At 37.1% G+C, this 22,289-nt stretch carries 18 protein-coding genes, 1 pseudogene and 1 riboswitch; of the genes and pseudogenes, 3 read left to right on the forward strand and 16 right to left on the reverse strand.

Translation table 11 applies throughout. The features are described from left to right. Positions 1–31 precede the first annotated feature (31 nt). The gene (gene prdC, locus RTK36_RS07485; RefSeq protein WP_312045816.1) at positions 32–1,327 is read right to left on the reverse strand and encodes a proline reductase-associated electron transfer protein PrdC; all 1,296 of its coding nucleotides are present in this window, start codon (positions 1,325–1,327) and stop codon (positions 32–34) included. A gap of 928 nt (positions 1,328–2,255) precedes the next feature. Here prdC and RTK36_RS07490 point away from each other — a divergent pair. Further along, the gene (locus RTK36_RS07490; protein WP_312045818.1) at positions 2,256–3,143 is read left to right on the forward strand and encodes a LysR family transcriptional regulator; all 888 of its coding nucleotides are present in this window, start codon (positions 2,256–2,258) and stop codon (positions 3,141–3,143) included. A gap of 115 nt (positions 3,144–3,258) precedes the next feature. Here the strand turns inward: RTK36_RS07490 and lpdA are convergent, their stop codons facing one another. From lpdA to RTK36_RS07550, 12 genes are all read right to left on the reverse strand, one after another. Continuing rightward, positions 3,259–4,665 (reverse strand): dihydrolipoyl dehydrogenase, encoded by a 1,407-nt coding sequence (gene lpdA / locus RTK36_RS07495; RefSeq protein ID WP_312045820.1) that lies wholly within the window; start codon positions 4,663–4,665, stop codon positions 3,259–3,261. Positions 4,666–4,800: 135 nt separating this feature from the next. Beyond that, complete coding sequence (gcvPB, locus tag RTK36_RS07500) at positions 4,801–6,249, reverse strand: aminomethyl-transferring glycine dehydrogenase subunit GcvPB (protein WP_312045822.1); 1,449 nt, start codon at positions 6,247–6,249, stop codon at positions 4,801–4,803. Positions 6,250–6,252: 3 nt separating this feature from the next. Then, complete coding sequence (gene gcvPA, locus RTK36_RS07505; protein WP_312045824.1) at positions 6,253–7,572, reverse strand: aminomethyl-transferring glycine dehydrogenase subunit GcvPA; 1,320 nt, start codon at positions 7,570–7,572, stop codon at positions 6,253–6,255. Positions 7,573–7,588: 16 nt separating this feature from the next. Beyond that, a complete protein-coding gene (gene gcvH, locus RTK36_RS07510) occupies positions 7,589–7,975 on the reverse strand; it encodes a glycine cleavage system protein GcvH (protein ID WP_312045826.1) in 387 nt (128 codons plus the stop codon). A gap of 20 nt (positions 7,976–7,995) precedes the next feature. Continuing rightward, complete coding sequence (gene gcvT / locus RTK36_RS07515) at positions 7,996–9,078, reverse strand: glycine cleavage system aminomethyltransferase GcvT (protein ID WP_312045828.1); 1,083 nt, start codon at positions 9,076–9,078, stop codon at positions 7,996–7,998. Between the two features lie 199 nt (positions 9,079–9,277). Continuing rightward, positions 9,278–9,352: riboswitch (glycine riboswitch) on the reverse strand. Positions 9,353–9,577: 225 nt separating this feature from the next. Beyond that, entirely contained in the window at positions 9,578–10,279 is a 702-nt protein-coding gene (gene vanR, locus RTK36_RS07520; protein WP_312045830.1) for a VanR-ABDEGLN family response regulator transcription factor, read from the reverse strand. Positions 10,280–10,522: 243 nt separating this feature from the next. Continuing rightward, positions 10,523–12,499 (reverse strand): FtsX-like permease family protein, encoded by a 1,977-nt coding sequence (locus RTK36_RS07525; RefSeq protein ID WP_312045832.1) that lies wholly within the window; start codon positions 12,497–12,499, stop codon positions 10,523–10,525. Further along, entirely contained in the window at positions 12,492–13,262 is a 771-nt protein-coding gene (locus tag RTK36_RS07530) for an ABC transporter ATP-binding protein (protein WP_312045834.1), read from the reverse strand. Before RTK36_RS07530 ends, RTK36_RS07525 begins: the two co-directional genes overlap by 8 nt. Before the next feature lie 133 nt (positions 13,263–13,395). Continuing rightward, positions 13,396–14,481: a sensor histidine kinase gene (locus RTK36_RS07535; RefSeq protein WP_312045836.1), complete on the reverse strand. Its 1,086-nt coding sequence runs from the start codon at positions 14,479–14,481 to the stop codon at positions 13,396–13,398. 5 nt (positions 14,482–14,486) lie between these two features. Next, positions 14,487–15,164 carry a response regulator transcription factor gene (locus RTK36_RS07540; RefSeq protein ID WP_312045838.1) on the reverse strand — a complete coding sequence of 226 codons (678 nt, stop codon included), beginning with the start codon at positions 15,162–15,164 and terminating at the stop codon, positions 14,487–14,489. Positions 15,165–15,413: 249 nt separating this feature from the next. Then, entirely contained in the window at positions 15,414–17,108 is a 1,695-nt protein-coding gene (locus RTK36_RS07545) for a DUF2207 family protein (protein ID WP_312045840.1), read from the reverse strand. 8 nt (positions 17,109–17,116) lie between these two features. Continuing rightward, positions 17,117–17,671: a LemA family protein gene (locus tag RTK36_RS07550; protein ID WP_312045842.1), complete on the reverse strand. Its 555-nt coding sequence runs from the start codon at positions 17,669–17,671 to the stop codon at positions 17,117–17,119. An 801-nt stretch (positions 17,672–18,472) separates the two neighbouring features. Between RTK36_RS07550 and RTK36_RS07555 the strand changes: the two genes are divergently transcribed. Both RTK36_RS07555 and RTK36_RS07560 read left to right on the forward strand, forming a co-directional pair. Then, on the forward strand, positions 18,473–18,982 hold the full coding sequence (locus RTK36_RS07555; RefSeq protein ID WP_312045844.1) for a hypothetical protein: 510 nt from the start codon (positions 18,473–18,475) through the stop codon (positions 18,980–18,982). A gap of 315 nt (positions 18,983–19,297) precedes the next feature. Next, complete coding sequence (locus RTK36_RS07560) at positions 19,298–19,936, forward strand: hypothetical protein (protein WP_312045846.1); 639 nt, start codon at positions 19,298–19,300, stop codon at positions 19,934–19,936. Between the two features lie 303 nt (positions 19,937–20,239). On the opposite strand, the gene RTK36_RS07565 is transcribed toward RTK36_RS07560, so the two are convergent. From RTK36_RS07565 to RTK36_RS07575, 3 genes and pseudogenes are all read right to left on the reverse strand, one after another. Beyond that, entirely contained in the window at positions 20,240–20,884 is a 645-nt protein-coding gene (locus RTK36_RS07565) for a flavodoxin family protein (RefSeq protein ID WP_312045848.1), read from the reverse strand. 314 nt (positions 20,885–21,198) lie between these two features. Further along, positions 21,199–22,086 (reverse strand): AraC family transcriptional regulator, encoded by an 888-nt coding sequence (locus tag RTK36_RS07570; RefSeq protein WP_312045850.1) that lies wholly within the window; start codon positions 22,084–22,086, stop codon positions 21,199–21,201. Between the two features lie 85 nt (positions 22,087–22,171). Then, positions 22,172–22,289 (reverse strand): annotated as a pseudogene (locus tag RTK36_RS07575) (NAD(+)--rifampin ADP-ribosyltransferase); the annotation flags it as partial.

Consider the following 22,289-nt stretch of genomic DNA (forward strand, 5'->3'; position numbering starts at 1 on the left):
TTTCAATCAAACTCCAACCCAAAATCTTAGCTTATGTCTTTATTTTCCGTACCAATTTCATGTTCACCGCTCGCAAGGCCCCGTCTGTGCAATGATAAACAGGTAATTTCAACTGTGGCGCACATGACATAACCGTATTGGAACAATCTGTACAATTACTAATCAGCAGAGCTTGTGCCCCATCTTTTTTTAGTTTCAATACTTTTTGAACCTGGCCTGGACATCTTCCCGGGTTTTCACACTTTCGCGTTCCGTTTTTAATCTCCATTGCTTGTTTACAGTACTCTATACCTACTACCCTTGAACCCATGCATTCCGCAATTTCTTCCAATCGCTCTTTGTTCCCACCACATGCACAAACCAAGAGTCCTATTTTTTCAGGCCCTTTCCAGAATTCCTCTGTTGAGATCAGACCCCCTGTTGTTTTGATTGTGGGATCTTCCATGTTTACTCTCTTCCCAGTAAATGGGCCACCCATAATAATTTCTCCGTATTCCGAACCGATTCCACCGGCTTCCTTAAAAACTTCCCCGACTGACATACCAAGGGGCACATCCAGCATGACCTGCATTAATGCTCCCTTCAACTTACCCCCAACAGTCATATCTTTGTCTATGAGTGGTTTTTTATCTTCCACTGCCTCTCGAATGCGCATTACTGTTTCCGCATTTATAACAATGCAATTCGCAGCCAAAGGAAGCTGATCTACCTCTAGAAGTACGCCTAGTACCTCCCGCACAATTGCTCGTTCTTCTCCCATGGGATACATGTTTGGAAGGGTTGCAACTGCAATATTCGATTCGCTGATTGACGCTTTTAAGTCCTCAATCTCTTCTGTGTGAATTTCCTTAATTGCAATAACGCCCTTGTTTGCATTGACCACTTCCATTACAATTTTGAGTCCCTTAATTAACTTATCTGCTTCAGTGGCAATGCGGCGCATGTTATGATCTAAAATCGGCTCGCACTCAGCAGCGTTAACAATAACCGTTCCGCCATTGGCAAATGGCTTTTGCAGCTTTGCATATGTAGGAAAACCCGCTCCACCAAGTCCAACTAGACCTGATTCTCGAATCAAATCCAAAGGAGTATTTGACGTGAGCTTTACAAATTCTTTTGATTGTGTTTCATAGGCAATAATGCGAATTAGCTGTTCAGTAACCTCTTCAACTACTCCTGATACGCTAGTAAAAATATTTGCTGCCAGTTGATTTTCCGCAGCCTCAGCAATCATCTCACCCCGCAAAACTCTATCTCCCTTTTGCACAATCGGTTTTGATGGACCACCAATATGCTGTTTCAGCGGATATGTGTATACCCCTTCCATTTTCATCTCTCCCTCACTTTTTGCATTAAAAAGTCGAAATATGATATGCTTTTCCCTTTGCGTCTGAAAAGCTATTCACGTATATTTAGAGTATATTTATAAAACTGTTTTTTGTATAACGAATCATCTTTCATTCAGTTAGTACAAACATTCATACTTGACCCGATTGAAATACACAGGCATTATTTGGTAAAATATAACTAGCATTTCAGGATGTTGCAATGATTAGCATCTATGACCTCATACGCCTAACGAAAAAAATTTCCACCTCTATCCGGAAGAGTATTGGATAAAAAAACATACACGATGTATAACACTTAGGAAAAAATACCACTGATTACTGCATCATAGAAAAGAAATCAAAGACGATTTCTTGAAACAAATCTTAATTTTCTAATAACCAAAAGCCAAAAAAATTGATAACGACTATAGGAGGTATATTTTTTCACTTGATAAAGGGCTTTCATGTTTGTAACCGCTAATGTACATAAAAACTTCGAAAGAAAATGTAAGCGACGTAAAAAAAAGGGTACAGCATAATCCTTGATTGATGAAATCAAGACATGCTGCACCCTGACTATGAAATAAAAAGAAAATTGCATTGGCGGTTGCATAATTATTACCTTTATTTGTGGAAGCACAGATACTACTAAGGGTAACTTGCGTAAGTTCCAATAAACGCACAAAACATTATTTATGCAAAATATGAGCCCTACTGATTATTCATATGATAATGCGACATCAAAACGTTTTAATACTTGAAAACAATTTGTTTTAACTTGTATGCCTTTACTCATTAGATGAACTAGCTAGGGGAATCTATACATTCGTTTAATGGTTATCACTAAGTAAGACCTCATTCTAAATTTATATCCTAGTGTTATGACTTTATCGATTAGGTCAACCTCTTTTAGAAAGGTGTGTATTCATGGATCTCAATACTTATAAATTATTTAACATTGTAGCAGAGCACGAAAATATTTCTTACGCTGCTAATTTAACAAAATATACGCAATCTAGTGTGAGCCATACTATGAAACGACTTGAAGAAGAATTGGGATTAAAGCTGTTTACAAGAGATAGATATGGTGTTCATTTGACAGCAGTCGGTCATGAACTGATTCCTAAGGTCAGAGAACTACTTACTACCCATGATCAGCTAGAACAAATTATAAATGATATCAAAGGAATAGAATTTGGGACGATAAATATTGGCACATTTTCAAGCATTGCCATTCATTGGCTGCCTAATATATTAGAGGCATATCATAAAGAACATCCACAAATACAAATTTTGATTAAAGAAGGGGGGATTGAAGAACTGTACTCTTGGGTAACCAATCGAGATGTAGATTTCTCTTTTTATAATTATTCACCAAGCCATAATATTGATTTTATACCTATACAAAAAGATGACTATGTGGCAATCTTTCCGAAAGATTATCCATTAGACATGACTCTTGAATCTTATCCTATTAGCAACTTTAACGGGAAACCTTTTATCTTGTTTGACCCAAGTATCGAAGAAAATATACAGAAATTATTAGAGGAACAAAATGTTTCACCCTGCATACTTTGCTCCTCCAGAGAAGACTTTACCATAATGTCCATGGTTGAACATCATCTAGGATTCAGTATTCTTCCACGTTTAATTGTCGAACAGAGAAAAGAGCATTTACAAATACTTCCCCTGGCTCCTTCTTATCAAAGGATTCTGGGAATTGGAATAAAATCCTACAAGAATGCTTCTCCTGCCACAAAAACATTTATTGATTTTGTGATGCACTATTTTAATAAAAACATATCTTTTCAGTAAATGTAAGGTTGGACAATTCTAACTTTCCTATTTCTACATAATAAAAAAGAGTGGCAAGAATTGTAATCTACCTTCTTGTCACTCTTTCTAAGTATCATCTTTTTGTTGCATCTTATTATCGTTTTCTTTTTGGCAATACATGAATTCCTTGGCCCTCTACCTCCTCCAATGCTTCCGTTATAGCCTCATTATATGTTGGATGGGGTCTTACTGTCTTAAGCATATCATCCACTGTAAGTTTATTGGTAATTGCCGTTACAAACTCCCCTACCATATCCGTTGCTCTTGCGCACATCAGCTGTGCACCTAAGATAATGCCGCTTTCTCCATGGGTAATGACTTTTATAAATCCTCTCTCATCTTTAGATATCAGGGTTTTACTGTTTCCACCCATAATAAATTTCCCCACTTTCACCGAAATTTCCTTCTTCTTTGCCTCCTCCTCCGTAATTCCTACGGATGCTATTTCGGGGTTTGTATAAATACAACTGGGAATCACACTCAAATCTTCAGTTGTATTGCCACCACCCAACCTATGGGCAAGCTGAATCCCCTGGGCTATTGCATTGTGTGCCAGTTGTATATCACTAGATAAATCTCCGATTGCATATACTCCCTTTAGGCTTGTTTCAAAGCCATCATCAACAGCAACCTTTTTTCCTGCCATTTCAATTGTTACACCTTCACCGAATAGACCATGGGTATTTGGCTCACGTCCCACAGCAAAGAGCACATATTGAGCTGAAACCTCCTTGTTTTCGCCATTCTCCTCAAAAGAGCATAAGAAGCCATCTTTCTCTTTTTCAATATTTTTCATAAGAGAGGATGTGTAAACTTCAACTCCCTGTTTTTTCAACGTCATTTTTAAGCTCTGGGCTATTTCTTTATCAAAATTAGAAATCAACCTTGGCGCCGCTTCAATCATGGTTATCTTTGTATGCAAAGAGCTAAATACTTTCGCCATTTCCACACCAATAACACCACCACCCACAATGACAAGGCTTTTGGGAACTTCCTTAAGAAGAAACAAGTCCTCGCTGTTTAATACTCCATCAAGCTGACATCCTTTTACCGGAATCTTGGATGGAACAGCGCCAGTAGCCAATATAATGCTGTGGGCTCGATAGGTTTTCACCTCATTATTATGAAATACAGTGATTGTTTTATCCTTTTCAAGTATAGCTTTTCCCGTTATCATTGCCACACCGTTGGCTTTCAGAAGACTTAAAATTCCTTCTCGAAGTTTTGAGCAGGTTTCTTCTTTGTATTCCACGATTTTTGAATAATCAAAGGAGACCTTTTCTGCAAAAATCCCAAATCTTTCAGACTCTTTGATTTCTTTGTACAAATCGGCCGCATGAAGCATAGCCTTAGTGGGGATACATCCTCTGTTTAAGCAGGTTCCACCCACCTCCCTATATTCGATTACCGCTGTACTAAGACCAAGCTTTGCAGCTTTAATTGCAGCAACATAACCACCGGGGCCAGCTCCAATTACAATCAAATCAAATGTTTTTTCCATATGCATTCAACCCCTTATCATTCATAAATGCTGATATGATTTTTGAACAAAAGCAGTCTATTATGAAACTGCCTTTTTTATGTAACGTGAACTTATTTTTGGTCTCAAAGCTCCATTATCCTTCGAATCTCCATCTCAAATATCTCCTAATTCTTTGGTCCGACAATACCTGAGTATAGGATTTCTTGCTGCCTCAACCTCGTTTAACCTTGCAACAGGAGTTGAAATAGGCGCTTTACACAATATTTCGGGGCTTGTATAGGCTTCTTCATATAAATCCCTCAAAATTTGAACCATATTGTCCATGGTCTCCTTTGATTCCGTTTCTGTAGGTTCAAACATCAAGGCTTCATGGACAATTAAGGGGAAATACATGGTGGGAGGATGAATTCCTTTGTCAATCATAGCCTTTGCAATATCCAGCGCAGACACACCAGTTTCCTTTTTCAGCTTTTCCGCACTTAAAACAAACTCGTGCATACAGGTTCTATCATAAGCGGGGGGATACAAATCCTTCAGCTTATAAAACATATAATTGGCATTGATCACCGCATTTTCACTTGCCTGCAAAATCCCTTCTTTTCCCAGTGTCATAAGATAAGCAAGGGCTCTTACCACTACCAGAAAATTGCCATAAAAGCTTTTCATTTCTCCAATAGAGTTTTTTGCTTTTATGAAGCGGAATTTCCCATCTTTTTCTTCACTACGCACCGATGGCAAAAATTCTCCGAGAAATTCCTTGCAGCCAACAGGGCCGCTTCCTGGGCCACCGCCACCGTGGGGAGTGGAAAAAGTCTTATGCAAATTCACATGGATCACATCAAACCCCATATCCCCAGGTCGTGTTATTCCCATAACTGCATTTAGATTGGCGCCATCATAGTAATTGATTCCTCCGCAGTCATGAATGATATTGGTAATCTCCAAAATGTTTTTATCAAACAAACCCAAGGTATTGGGATTTGTCAGCATAAGCCCTGCGGTATCGCTTCCCACAACTTCTTTCAGTTTTTCAACATCTACACCGCCGTCTTTATTAGATGGAACCGTTATCGTTTCAAAGCCCGCCATTGTGGCGCTCGCAGGATTTGTTCCATGGGCAGAATCGGGAATTATTATTTTTGTTCTATTTTTATCACCACGTTTTTGGTGATATGCCCGAATCATCAAAAGCCCCGTTAACTCCCCTTGGGCACCTGCCGCAGGTTGCATGGTAAAATGAGTCATACCGGTTATTTCGCTGAGGTATATCTCCAACATATTCAACACTTCAAGACAGCCTTGCACAGTATCCTGGCTCTGCAACGGATGAACTTCTGTAAAACCAATCAAACCACCCATTTCTTCATTTATTTTTGGATTATACTTCATGGTACATGAACCAAGTGGATAAGCCCCATGATTCACACCATATGCTTTCTCCCCAAGTTCACTGTAATGCCTGTTCAAATCATTTTCAGATATCTCTGGCAACTGTAATGGAATTTTTCTTTGAAATTGTGGGGATGGTAATACTTCTGGCACATCACATGTAGGCAAAAGGCTTATTTCCCGTCCTTCTCTGCTTTTTTCAAAAACCAGCATCTTTCACACCTCCTGCAATATAAGAATTAATTGATCTATATCATCCTTACTGTTCATTTCCGTACAGCACCATAAAATTTTCCCTTCGTTTTCTCCCCTCAATGGATATCCTCCTAATATTCCTTTGGACTCCAGAAGGCTCATTACCTCACTGACAGGTTTTGGGGATTCCGTCACAAACTCGTTGAAAAACTCCACTTTATTGATTAGCTTATATCCTAATTCGCTAAGCCTTTCCGCCAGATAATCTGCCTTTGACATACTCTGAACTGCCACTTCTCGAAGTCCTTTCTTTCCCATAGCAGAAAGATAAGCCCCTGCCGCAAGGGCACATAATGCCTCATTAGAGCAAATATTGCTGGATGATTTCTCCCTTCTGATGTGTTGCTCTCTGGCCTGCAATGTTAGCACATATCCTATTTTCCCATTGGAATCCTTTGTCTGTCCAACAATCCTACCAGGAAGCTTTCTTTTCATGGCATCCACTGTTGCCATAAATCCCAGATACGGACCTCCAAAACTTAAGGGTATCCCCAAAGGTTGCCCCTCTCCCACGGCAATATCTGCACCATATTCTCTGGGGGTTTTTGCAATTCCAAGGGAAATGGGGTTAACACCCATAATATATTTTGCGCCCACACCATGAACCAGTTCTCCGATTTTTTCTCCATCTTCAAAGCTGCCATAAAAATTCGGCTGTTGGATATACACGCATGCAGTAGTGGAATCAATTTTGTTCTCAATAAAAGAAAGATCCGTTACGCCATCTTTTTCCGGAACAATGATTAACTCTATATTCTTTCCAGAACAATATGTCTGAACGGTTTCCAAAACAAATGGATTTACCGTTTTTGAAATAAAGGCCTTAGACCGTTTTCTTTCTTGACACATCATAATGCTCTCAGCGGCCGCCGTTGCTCCGTCGTACACCGATGCATTCGATGCATCCATCCCCGTCAACTCACAAATCATGGTTTGATATTCGAAGATTGAGTGCAAAATTCCCTGACTGATTTCAGGTTGATAGGGTGTATATGCCGTCAAAAGGCTCTCTTTAGATATCACACTTTTCACAATCGCAGGAATAAAATGCTTATATGCCCCCGCCCCTCTGAAAACAGAGGAAAAAACTTTATTCTTATTTGCAAGACCCATCATGTTTCTTCGTAATTCCAATTCGGACATGCCCTTGGGTAAGCAAAGTTCCTCTTTCAGTCTTACCTGATGGGGGATGTCTTCAAAAAGCTCTTTTTCAGAATGCAAGCCGAATGCCGACAGCATTTCACGTCTTTCTAAATCTGTTGTAGGAACATAGCTTCCCATTATTTCGCCCCCAATTTTACTCTTCTTCTTGGATGCTTTCGATATATGCCTTATATTCATCAGCACTCAAAAGCTCACCTTTTTCAGTAATGTTCTCAAACTTCACCAACCACGCCCCGTAAGCATCTTGGTTTATTTTTTCAGGCGCGTCCAAAAGTTCTTCATTAATTGCTCTTACCCTACCACCCACAGGAGTATAAATATCAGATACTGCCTTTACAGACTCTACATCTGCAAAGGAGCCATCAACATCAACCTCATCTCCGACTTCAGGCAGATTGACAAAAACAATATCTCCTAACGCTGACTGGGCATAATCCGTCAGCCCCACTACTGCACTTTCCCCATCAAATTTAATCCACTCATGAAATTTGGAATAAAATAAATCGTTTAAAATCTTCATTTTTTCTCCTCCTTAAATAATTAATTTGTTCTCTTATAAAAAGGGAGCGCAACAATCTCCGCTTTTATTTTTCCATTTCTCGTCATAACATCCACATTTGTTCCAGTGGCACAATTTGTATTTAGTAGCGCAATGGCACCGGAATAGCCTAAAAATGGAAAATGAGTTCCTGATGTTGTTTGACCGATTATTTTGTCTTCCAAATAAACAGCGGCATTTTCTCGTATAATACCTCTGCCGATTCCCTTAAGGCCTACACGCACTCTCTTGTTTTCTTCATTATGTAACATGGCAGTTTTTCCGATAAAGTCATCTTTTGCCATCTTAACTGCAAAACGAAGCCCACATTCTAGAGGTGATGTATCGCTGTTAAGCTCGTGTCCATAAAGGGGCATTGCCGCCTCCAGACGGAGTGTATCTCGGGCACCTAGTCCGCAAGGGATCAACCCTTCCTCCTTGCCCGCTTCCAATAACAGATTCCATAGTTTTTCTGCATCTTCCCCATCAAGATAGATTTCAACACCGTCCTCCCCTGTATATCCCGTTCTTGAAATAATACAATCGATACCAGAGATATTTCCATCAAACACAGCCGTATAATATTTTTCAGGAATGCTTTTGCTCTCTGTAACTTTCCCTAAAATTTCCATCGCTTTTGGTCCCTGGAGGGCTATTTGGGCAATCTTATCCGAAATATCTGTAAACGTCACATCTCCAAATTGATGTTCAAGCATCCATTGGAAATCCTTATCCTTATTTGAGGCATTGACTACAATAAAATAATTATTTTCTTCTCTTTTATAGACAATCAAATCATCCACCGTACCGCCTTTTTCATTGCACATTGGGCTATATCTTGCCTGACCATCAGCCATATTCGAAAAATCATTTGTAAGCATATACTGAAGATTGGCAAGGGAATCCTTGCCTGTGCATTGTATCTCTCCCATATGGGATACATCGAAAAGACCGGCTCTGGTACGAACTGCCATATGTTCCCCAATGACGCCGGAATACTGAACGGGAAGAGTAAATCCTGCAAACTCAACCATTCTGCCCTTTGCATTTATGTGCGCATGATATAGAGGTGTTTTTAATCCCATGTTCTATTCTCCTTTACAAATTATTTTTTTGCTTCTCTTTTCTTTTTAGAGATAAAAAAAGAGACTACTGCAAATATTTATAAAAATATTTACACTAGTCTCCGTCCTTTTTAACCTGAAAGATTAGTACCGAATCTGTTTGCACAATATTTCGGTAATTACTTCTTCGGTACAACTCAATTGTTGTTCTCCAGAGTATCGTCAAAATTCAATCCTTTTACCTGAGAGTTTTTCCCCTTCGGTGCTGTATCACAGTCTCTCTTGAATTCATCATCCACATTTTATGAAATTTTCTATATAATACCATTAGTTTTGAAATAATGCAATACCTTTTTGAGAAAGCGAATGATTTTTAATTAATGCATTGACTAACTAATCTAAGAATATTCTGAATGTGATAAAAAGAGAACTAATTACTATTACGACAAAAGCCCCAAATCTCCTCAACCCAATTTTTCCACTAAGTTTGTCTTTTATAATTTAATAGAAAATTGGCGAGTTATTTAATGGTATAGCCAACTCCCCATACCGTTTTTATCAGTTGAGGATTTTTAGCAGGCTCCTTTAACTTATCTCTTAATCTTCCAATATGAGCCATAACTGTATTGTTATTATTAAGATATTTTTCTCCCCAGACTGCTTCAAAAAGCTCCTCTGAAGATATTACCTTACCCCGATTTTCGCATAAGTACCAAAGTATAGAAAACTCTAAGGGCGTTAAAGTTACTTCTTTATTTAATAATGTACATCTATGTGTGCTTTTGTTAATCATCAATCCGTTAAAATCATATTCATCTCTTACTGTATCGAAAACCCTCTTGGTGTTGCCATTAAATTTGACGTAGCGACGTAACTGGTTTTTTACCCTTGCAACAACCTCCAAAGGATGAAACGGCTTTGTTATATAATCGTCAGCCCCCAGGGTAAGCCCTTTTATTTTATCAGCATCATCATCCTTAACAGTTAACATGATAATAGGATAAAAATATTTCCGTCTTATTTTCTGGCATATACGAAATCCCTCGATATCAGGAAGCATAACATCTAAAACGGCCAGATCTAGTTTCTTAGCCTCGATGCACTTGAGCGCTTCTAGCCCATTATAATATTTATAAACTGTATAACCATCTTTTTTAAGATAAACCTCAAGCAAGTCAGCAATTTCTTTTTCATCATCTACAATTAAAATTGATTCTTTCATACTAGTTTTTCACGCTCCTTAAATGACTAGACACAGCCCTTACCATATCATTAAAATTCAGTTATGTTTCGTCAGTTTTTGTTTCCTGCAAACCAGGGGATATTTCTACCTTGCTTTTAAATTTGTGAGTTCTTTGACTTCCGACACATTAAAGCAGTATGGTTCCATAATCACTTTTCCCACGACTATAAAGGCGTGGCGTAACCTGCCCATACTGCTCAAAGCTTGCTAAAAAATCAATCCTTAACTCTTCCCTTTAACAATTTTATAGTACGTACTTGCTGTTAAAAAATAACTAAGGATATAAAAAACTGTAAAAACGACAATGACGCCAAGGGCACACAAAAAGATCAAATTTGTATTATAAAGGTTTAACGAATAAAGTAGCTGAATAGTAATTTTAAGCCCCATCATCGTATGAAGTATTGCAATAACTAATGGTAAACCGAATACTAACATGATCTGCCTATGAATTGTTGATTTTACATCATCATCGCTCAAACCCACTTGCTGCATAATGATAAAATTCTGCTTATCTTCTAGCCCTTCTGAGATTTGTTTATAATACATAATCAATAATAAACAGATGGTAAAAATCAGCCCAAAAAACACACCAATAAATAATAAGCCACCGTCCATTGACTTTACATCATAACCCCAATCAATGATATTCTTACTGGTATAAAACCCTGGCATTTGTGCACAAGCTTTATCTAAATCAGCCAAAAGTGCTTCCTTGTTACTTGTCTCCCCATCCATATTAAACCATACGGAATAAAAAGGATAATCGGTGTCTCCATGAAAGGCTTTTGCCATCTCCTCCATACTCTTGTAATCCTTTAAGATAAAATACACTTTACCTGACGAATAATTGTTTTTCTCTTTTGTATCAAAGCGGAGGGAATTCAACTCCTCTTTCACACGGTATTCCTTACCATTCACAATCACCGAATCATATTTGAAATCGTCTGTATTAGAATAAACAAGTATTTCATTATCTTCTAATGTCATGTTTTGAGATTCGATATCATTAAAATCAGATAACGACAATAATCTAATGGAGCTTTTATTTTCCCCTGTGTTTTCACTTAAAATCGAAAATATATTATCTTTTTCCTCTAGGGTAACAATAAAATAGGGAAAATTAATCTTATCTGTAATTTTAACTTGATTCTCTTCTGCCAGTCTCGACAGTTCTGAATCAAAACCATTTTTATCCATGATTTTATCGTTTTCAAAAATATAATTGGCATCAAGGGGATTCTCAAATCGAATGGCAGACTTTTCCCCTAGCGTCAAGGATACTGTGCATAACAAAGTAATAATCACCATGGTACTGAAAATACAAATATTCACTAGGCTTGCTGCACTTTTTTTCATCCGGTAAATCATGCCCGACACAGTAATATAATTACTTTTCTTATAATAAAATTTTTTATTTTTTCTAAGTGTTCGCAACAGTACAATGCTTCCTGATGTAAATAAGAAATAGGTTCCGATTACGACCAACAAAACTGCTAAGAAAAAGTTAACAAAAATCATGCTATTGATCTTAGAAACAACTGCAATATAATAACCCCAACCTAAGAATAAAATGCCAAGCAAAGCAAGAATCCAAAGATGCTTAGGTTCCTTTTCACCTTTTTGAGGTTCTCTTAGTAAATCACTGGGATTTGCTCGGGTTACTTGAAATAAGTTCGTCCCTAAATTAAGAAACGAAACGAATCCAAAAAAAGCAAGGGTTAATAAAAAGCTGTTCACTGGTATAGTAAATGTAATATCAATAGGTAGCCCACTGGCATTAAGCAATATTAAAAAACATAATTTTGCGAACACTACTGCTGTTATCAATCCAATAATCATAGAAATGATATAGATAAAAAAAGTTTCCAAGAACATCATTATCGCAATATGTTTTTTTTCCAACCCCAAAATACTATAAAGGCCGATTTCTTTTTTGCGTCTCTTGATCAAGAAACTGTTTGTATAAAATAAAAATGGAACTAAAATGATACCCAACAACACGTTGCCAATCTGTAAAAGCAGCCAAACGTATGCTGCGTGGGGTACATTTTTAAGAAACTCATTATTTATAATGCAGTTAAATATAAAGAAAACACAAACGGAAAAAGCTGATGTTAAAATATAAGGAAAGTATACAATACCGTTTTTTCTTATTCCTGTAAAAGCCATCTTAGGCAAGATAATCCCTTTATTCATGCTCTTCAACTCCTTCGGTCTGAAGTACTGTTAAAGTATCAGAAATCTTATGGTACATTTCATCATCCGAAGAGTTCCCTCTATAAACCTGATGAAATAGGTTTCCGTCTTTTATAAATATTACTCTTCCGGCACATTTTGCCGCTTGCATGCTATGGGTAACCATTACAATCGTTTGCCCAAGTTTATTTATATCTGAAAACATATTTAAAAGGCTGGTTGCGGACTTGGAATCCAGCGCTCCCGTTGGTTCATCAGCAAGAATGAGCTTCGGATGTGTAATTAAAGCCCTTGCAACGGCAGCTCTCTGTTTCTGCCCGCCTGATACTTCATATGGATATTTTTGTAATAACGCTGTAATTTCCAATTGTTTTGCCAAGGGTTTTAGTCTCTCATCCATTTCACGAAATGATTTTCCTTGTAGTACCAAGGGTAAAAATATATTATCCTGCAAAGAAAAAGTATCTAGCAGGTTAAAATCCTGAAATACAAACCCAAGGTTATCTCTTCGAAAAGCACATAACTCTTTGTTTTTGATTTTAGAGAAAGATTTCTTATCTAATAATATCTCACCCTCAGTAGGTTTATCCAGAGATGCCAATAAATTAAGCAAAGTGGTCTTCCCTGAACCGGATTCTCCCATGATTGCTACGTACTCCCCTTTTTCCACGGAAAAACTAACATTCTCTAATGCTTTCACTTGATTGCCACCGAATCTTGTGGTATATACTTTTTTCAGATTTTTAACTTCTAAAAATGCCATGAAATAAATCATCTCTTTTCTTTATAATTTTTCTTAACTCTATAAGATCATTTTAACAAAAAAAGAAATGTTCTGCCTTTATTCTGGCTTACATTTCTTATTAGTATCTTTCAATATTGTAAGATTGACCGCTTTATTCCAATTCCTGCTTCTTTCCTCTGCCATCCTGTTTTCCAAAATAGATCTGAAACATAGTGCCCTTTCCCACCTCGGAAGAAACACTAATGTCAAAACCTAATTTATTTAAGACTTGCTTGCATAAATACAAACCAATTCCCGTTGATTTTTTATCCATCCTTCCGTTGTACCCTGTGAAACCTTTTTCAAAAATACGGGGTAAATCTTCTTGCTTGATTCCAATTCCCGTATCAGAGATACATAAAACAGAATCTGCCGAAGTCACATCATATGCATGTTTCAATTTATCATTGAATTGGGTAGTATTCTTTAAATCTATATATTCAATTGAAATGCTGCCTTTTGCAGTATATTTAATACAGTTAGATAGAATTTGCTCAATCACAAAACCAAGCCATTTTTCATCACTAATGACAATTCCATCAAAAGCCTCTAAATGCAAAGATATCTTTTTTCCAATAAAACTGACGGAATATTTTTTCACCGACTGCTTCACTATTTCATAAAGATTACATTCTTTTAGTAAAATGTCATAGGACATGTGCTGTAAACGAAGATAATAAAGTGCCATCTCTGCATATTGCTCAACTTTAAACAATTCCTGTTTCATCAGCATACTATTTTTCTGACTATCTTCTGCCTGTAGCAATAAATACAATGCAGCAATGGGTGTTTTAATTTGATGAATCCAAATGGTGTAATAATCTTTACTCTCCATGTCCTGTTTTTTCATTCTTAAGTATAAGTTACTACGGCTGTCAAATAAATCACATAATAACTCTCCATATAACTCTTCTATAAAATTGCTTGGTTTGGGAAGGGCATTTATGGTTGTTTCCATATTCAAATAAGCTTCATATAAAGCATGATACTTCCTTTTATATTGAATAAAACTATTGATCAAGCAACAGGACCCTAAAAATGTGCAGATTAGCAAACTATATAAAATAGGCTCAATGTCGGTTCTATATTGCAATGCGATAATGATGAAAACAGCCGCAAAAACAAAATATAGGCCAAAATAATTTACTCGATCCATAAACCATTTCCCAAACAGTTTACCAGTTGATAAATGTTCCATGAAAGTTAATCCTCCAACAGATATCCCATTCCTTTTTTGGTAGTAATAAAATCATTAAGAGAAATTTCTTCCAGCTTCTTTCTAAGTCTTGTAAGATTCACTGCCAGGGTATTATCATCAATAAAGCAATCCCCATCCCAAAGGTGCTTCATGATTGCTTCTCTGGATACCGTTTCACCTTTATGCTCAAACAATATCTGTAGTATTCTAAATTCATTTTTTGTAAGTTCTACTTTCTTCCCACTTACCTCAAGAGACGCATTTGATAAATTTAGTATAACGCCTTTATGCTCAAGAATATGAGAATTACCTTGAAAGGAATATGCTCGACGAATCAATGCCTGAACCTTGGCTGATAATACCGCTAAGTCAAACGGCTTTGCAACGAAATCGTCACCTCCCATATTCATTGCCATAATAATATTCATATTATCACTGGAAGAGGATAAAAAGATAATTGGTATTTTGGAAACTTTTCGAATTTCGGTACACCAATAATATCCATTATAAAATGGTAATGAAATATCTAATATCACCAAATGTGGTTCAAACATTACAAATTGTGATAATACAGCTTCAAAGTCACAGACAGTCTGCACCTCGAAACCCCACGCTAACAAATGTTTCTGAATCTCTCCCGAAATAATAAAATCGTCCTCAACAACTAATATCTTATATTTCATTTTAAATTACCCAACCTGTCCTTTAGCACTCTGCATACTAAAATTTTTACATATTCTTCTAAGACGATTCTATAGCATTTAATAATATATTGCAACATGAATACTTTATCTAGGTTATGATTCAAAGAAAATTGAAAGAAATGACTGCTCATATGCGACTAAAGGTAAGTTTCTAAACTATTCCCCTAGGAAAGGCAAGGGGCTTTTGTAAATAAGCAAAAGCCCTGAACCATTTCCTTCTTTGTTTCATTATCTTGTTCCCCCGCCGGATCCGCCGCCAATGAAACCACCGCCCCCACCAAAAGAAGCAAAACCGCCCCCGCCGCCAATGCGCTTATCCTGCTCCCGCTGATGTTCGGCTTTTATCATATTTCTGTAAAGCAAATAGTGATAGGCATAAGCAGTTGACATGCTTTGGCTGTATTCATTCACCTGCGTTGAAATTGCAGGATAAAGCTCCTTAATTTGCTCCGCCACTTGGTCAGCAATACCAAACAGCATGGCATAGGTTAGTAGCTCTCGCCAAATTGGCATTTCCTTAACACTTCTCTCAGCAACCAATGAAAAATCCTCCAAATATCGCTTAAGCCCCAATAATTCACCTAGTTCCTGCTCCCCCGCCGGTGTCAAATCGGCGAGCCTGCCGGGTATCCTCCATCGTGTTAAACAATTCTTTTGACTCAAATAGGTTCTTCCCCCACTATCACATTTTTCCATGTAAGAACGGAGCATCTTGTCATTTTGACTTGCATACCGTTCCAGCTCTCTTTCCTGCAAGATAGCATCTGAACCAGCTGCACCCTCCAAAATGGTATAAAGGTACTCATCATACTCATTCATTTTATCACCTTGACTGCCCATAAGCCGTAGGTTGACCGCCTCTTTGGTTTTGCCCATAAAGCCGACTTCCTGTGTTTCTACTGGAGACAAACACCCCAACTGAATCAATCGAAGCATACCTGTGGCCAAAATTGCGCCATCCTCACACATATCAAACAGTTTACCCAAGGAATAGGAGGCATTGAGATTACCGTCATTGGGAATATCTCTAAAATAGCCGAATCCTTCCGAAAATTTTTGCATTTTTTTCTCCGCTTTTTTCTTTCTTATCCTTTGAATCCAGAAGATCAACCCTATTGGAACACCTAAAGAGAGCAGCATTATGACCATTACCGTGATGATTGATACCTCTTTGCCATCAGAATCAGTATTATCGTAATCGCTACCCTCAAAAGCAGTTTGTTTTACTTCTTCAAAAGTTCCCTCTTCCTGCCGAGAGGGTAACAAAATTCCTTTATCCAGAGCAAACAGCACCGTCACATGGTTTTCTTTAGAGATAGGGGTGTTTGTATAGGCAAGGATTCCTCCATTCTGAAAGCCCACCTGTCCCGCAAAGCCAAATCCCCATACATCGGCAATTTCATCGGAGATGGGGGTGCCATTTGCAAGTCGTATTTCAATCTTCACATCGGTAGGTGTGGTATTCATTTCATCATTTACGAAGCGGAAATTCACCCCATCCATATCGGAATATCCACCCACAACATTATTCAGCTTATATTTAATCCCATATTGATTTTGGCCATATTGGCTGATTCCAAAACAGATCTCATAACCGCTATCTGTAGGATGGATGCCGCACTTTCTGGCCTTTTCTTCAAAGCTCCAATTGATGTTCCAATCATTCACAGTTTCATAACTTCCGTTTTGATCTGAAACTACAAGATTCTGAATAGTAAGGTATTCAGGCGCTTTCATGGGAATGTAGATTTCTGTGCCCTCGTCAAAACGCCCTTCCCAGTTCTGGGTAATCGTCATGGAGCCATCATCTTCAATGGTAGCCTGAATATCTATGGTATTCACTTTATTTGCACCAAACACAAGAAACTGCGGTACAATTAGCATTGCAAAACATAAAATTATACAGCTCACTTTTTTTCCCATAAGACACCTCATTTCATGCTTGGCATATTTGCCTTATCAGCCTGTTCCGCAAGATATTCTCTTTGTTGAAAGCCCAGCATTGAGGCAATCATGGAAGCTGGGAACATTCGTATTTTACGATTCAGCTTAGTCACACTATCATTATAAATCAGACGGCTGGTACGCACCATGTTTTCAAAGGTTTGCACCGCATCCATCGTTTTGATATAGGTTTCATTTGCTTTCAATTCAGGATACCGCTCTGCCACCATAGCAATCCTGCCTAATGCTTCAGAAATAATGCCCTCTTGACGCTGTACATCATCAGGTGTTGACTTTGCTGTAATCACACTTCTTCTTGATTGAATGGTTTCAATGATTGTTTCACTTTCATGCTTGGCGTAACCCTTTGTCAAATCCAAAAGTGCCGTCAAAGCATCAAAGCGACTTGAAAGCTGTACTCCAATCTGGCTCATGGCATTGTTAATATTCTCATCAAGTACTACCAGTTTACGCTGGGTAGAAATAATCCATAAAATAACCAACCCAATGATTGCGATTATTATAAGGAACATTGGTAACATAATATTTTCCTCCTTTTTATTAATGAAACGAAAAGACTGACGCCTATTTTGCCTTTCTCACCATTTTGCAGGTTATAGTTTTTTACTCCCATGAGATGCTCTCCAAAATGTACTCAAGATACGTTTCAAAGGAGGAATTCTAGGTGTTATAAGTAATGACAATATGTCGCTCATGATTTACACCTTCTACTGAGAAGTACAAAATTTGAGAAACGGTTCATTCCGCCCACTTGTATTGTCGTCACCTTGAGTAAAGGCTAATAAGCCGCAAATCCAAGGGTTATCACCATATTTTGTTCCTACTAAAGAAACAATCTTTCAATTTATTAAAGTCGAAAAAGCACTTGCCCCTTTTGTTTATGCCGGCTGATCAGTTATTATAATACTTGCTTTCTTAGTATCCCATGAATTCAAAAGAATACTCTATTTCAATTTTAGATTTTCCATCTTTGCCGACAAAGCATAGTATACGAACCACAATACCATTGATAATAATTTATTAAAAATATACGATGCAAAATAAAAAGAAAGCTTGCATCTTCTTTCATAGTTTCCCCCAAACATTCAAAACAAAGTATAGACATTTGATATTTTAACGAGCTTTATTTCTTTTATTTTAGCTACATAAACTATTCACAACTAGGATGAGATTTTAAAAATTTTATCATAATTTTAATATCAAATCGCAAATAGAAGGAGACTCACTTAAGGACAACATCAACTTTAAACTTGATAAGCGCCATGCTTTATGGTAAAATTTAGAAATTAATATTATAAATGAATTCAAGCGAGGTGCTAAAAATGAAATATACATCTGCAGAGGCAGCAAAGTTGCTTCGTAGTCTTAATGAAGAACAGTATGCATTAAAGCAAAAAGAAAGTATAAGTTCTACTTTTGTTGCTGCAGTAGGGGAAGATCTAGAATCCGCCCGCCCAGCTTATGATTATAAAGACATGCAGAATAAGTTGATCCAACTTGAAGCAAAAATCCGCAGTGTTAAACACTCCATTAATAAATTTAACCTTGAGCATATAGTTCCGGGTTTTGATATGACCATAGATCAAATTTTGGTGTATATCCCTCAGCTAACTGAACGAAAGCAAAAATTATCAATGATGCGCAGTAGACTGCCTAAACAGAGGGAAAATACTTCAAGCTTCCGTGGCACACCTATTATTGAATATGAGTATACAAATTATGATGTGGAAGAAGCGGAAAAAGACTACAAATGGGTTTCCGATGAATTAGCTAAAGCCCAAACGGCACTTGACGTTATGAATAGTTCGGAAACAATGGAGATAGAAATATAAGATTTTTCCAGAATAGTGGATGAATACAATTTAATTTAATTTTATTTAAATAGGGGGTCAATGAACCAGTTTAATGTTAAAGTAATTGTCCTCTGTTATTTCCAATTATCTGTTTTTGTTTAATGTTGATAAATGAAAAATCACAATTGTAAGTTCCACTACACTATTCGAAAACCTAATTCACTAAATTGACAGCTGAGGTTTGGTTCTAGGCTGTCATCTTATGAATATACCCCCTTTAATACTTGTTTCGAAAAACGAAATTTAATAAAATTACATCTAAGAATATATACTACTTTCTAAAGGAGGGATTTCATGAAGACTATTAAATTACAAGGAATTGACTATATAGAGCCGTTAGAAGGCAGTACTGAATGGTATTGGGGAATGAATTATACAAATGGCGATCTCTATGAAGCTGAAGAAATCTTTAGACAAGGAAATTTCCCAACAAGACATAAACTATTATTTGTTCATTACCCTGATGGAAGCGTCATTCAACCAGTGATAGCTAAGGAAGGGCAATATTTTGGAAAACCAATTTACTACAAAAATCACATTATAATTTTGATTGCCGATTTTCCAGCTGGAAAGATTGAGATAGTGGAGATGGATGAGCTGATGCAACAAACTTCAATATTGACTAGCCTTTGCCTTTCAAATTTAAAAGATTGCTATAATCTGATGTTAAAAACATCACCTTTGATGCTCACCAGACAATCAAGCGATAATGAGTTTCAAATTTTATGGCCAGAAAAAATAGAATTTGCTATAGACGATAGAGAAGGCTTTTCCTTTAGGGACAGCGAAAAACTGTACTTTTGGAAATGGTATGAGGATCCTGATTACTATGAAGAAATTGTGGTGCGTAAAATTGATTCAGGAGAAATAATAGAAAGAATACCCGGATCTCTTATGGTTATGCCAGATGGACAAAAGTGGATATTAACGTGATTAATGAACTCTCATTTTAAGGCTATGTGCGACTGCTAGATATGCTTTAGCCTAAGGGTCTTTATTGTTTTAATCCAGATGCAAAGCGCCTTTCTTTCAATTCTATTCTTGCTCAAGCGTGTCACCTATTTCTCCATTACGATTTAAATCTTCCCCTTAGACCACCCCCTGGGTGGCCTGAGACAAATTGACTTTGCCTATTTTTATGTTCTCGCCACTCAAATAAAAACGTTTTATAACTTTCACTTGATTTATAGCTAATTTGAGAGGCATAATGGAATACGTACAATCCCGATGAAGCTATTAACCCATTGCCAGACGGCTTCCCAGCTCGAAGGCTTTCAGGCAGTCCTCGGGAAATTGCTCAGCCTTTACTTGTGCCTTGTGCACTGCATTAAATTTAGATGCTTCATACATAGAATAATCTTTAAACTGGTAGGTATCATTGCAAATAAATATTTCTGATTGTCCATGAAAAAGCTCTAGCAATGCCTGATTTTGTTTAATGATCGCTTCATAATTCAGCTGTTTCATTTGCTCTTCTGTAACATTCATGGTATAAACAAACGCTGAAACGATTTTCCCGTGAAAAACAGATCTATCTCCTGTATTATAAGATAAATTAGGAAATATCAGTCGTTCGAGGAAAGAACGCATTTCCCCTGTAACGTTTCCAAAATATATGGGTGAACCTAACAGAAGAACATCACAATTCAATATTTTTTCAAGAACTTCTCTAAGATCATCCTTGATTGAACAGACTCCATTACCATGATTTCCTTTCCTTTTGCAAGCAAAACAACTATAACAACCTTTGAACTCTAATTCATAAAGATTGATTAGCTCTGTGGCCGCTCCCTTTGTTTCTGCACCCTTAAGAACATTCCGAAGCAGTGTAGCAGTATTTCCACCTTTTCTTGGACTCCCATTTACAGCAATAACTTTCATATATTTCTTCCTCTCTTCATTATTTTTTTCAAGACTTTTCATTATGATATAAAGCAAGGGTATTAATAATCTTTTCCAATCTCTTTTACTAATTTCTTAAGCGTGTAGAATGAGATGATCCGCTTTAAATTCTACAGTCTTTTCGCATTTATTGATAATCGAAACTATGGGCTTTCATGCAGCAACATTTCTCTTTTACTATTTAAAATAATATCAAAGGGTGTAAAACAGTCAACACTACATAATAAGCATTTGATTTTTTACACCATTACGATAAAGGCACGTCCTTTCAGTAAGTGCCTCAAGCATAATCATTAATATATATCTATTTCTTTTTTCTTCACTGGTATCCATATTTCACTTTTATATTTGGGGTTTGATGTATCAGGACTTTCATTCCATAAAATCTCCGGTCCCTTCACCGCTTCATATCCTGAGGGCGGGAACCACTCTGCGTATATCCTGCCCCACACATCTTGAAGAGTCTCAGGAAACGGTCCAATGGATTCAAATACTGCCCAAGTTCCAGCATCAATTTCTAATAAATCAAACTCTACATTTTTCTTTTTTGTTGTAGCTACCCCAATATAATGATCCAATTCACCCGTTTCTTCCATTCTTCCTTCTGTAAAATTTGTTGATGCACTAATAATACCCATTGGTTCTACATCGGAAATTGACTTCAATTGTTTTATAACATCGGGGGTCAAAAGTTCGGTCATTTTTGCAATCTCAGGATTAACACCCTGAAAAACAATGGGAACTCTCTTCTTAAAACCTACTAAATTGAATTTTTCTTTCTCTACAATGCGATAATTCATTTCACATCCTCCTTTAATGGATAATTGAAAGGTCATTTTAGGAAATGCTTTTAATTGAATATTCCCACTTCTCGCTTCAGATGGGAGAATACCATGCATAGAATGAAAAGCCCGAGTGAATGAATCCGCCGAACCATAACCGTACTTTACAGCAACATCAAGAATGCGCAAATTTCTATCTTTCAAATCAAGGGCAGCAAGTGTTAATCTCCTTCTTCGAATATATTCTGACAAGCTGATCCCTGATAAAAAAGAAAACATACGCTTAAAATGATATTCTGAACAGAAAGCAATTCTTGAAATCTCACGATAATCAATTTCCTCAGTTAAATGCTCTTCAATATATGCCATTGCATAATTCATATAACTTATAGAATCCATGAAATAACCTCCTTTCTTCATCAATGTTATCAAAGGATGTATTTATCCATCCGACAATCTGTGCACAATATCATCGATTGCCCAATCATTCATCATTCATTGCTTCGATACCTTGCCGCTTTAGTTCTTCAAGGTTATCTAGCATGTTTTGAAGTGTCTCTGGAGTGTGTCCCAACCAATCAGATACTTCCCCCACGATTCTA

This window comes from Anaerotignum sp., assembly GCF_031981185.1.
Taxonomy (GTDB): Bacteria; Bacillota; Clostridia; order Lachnospirales; family Anaerotignaceae; genus Chakrabartyella.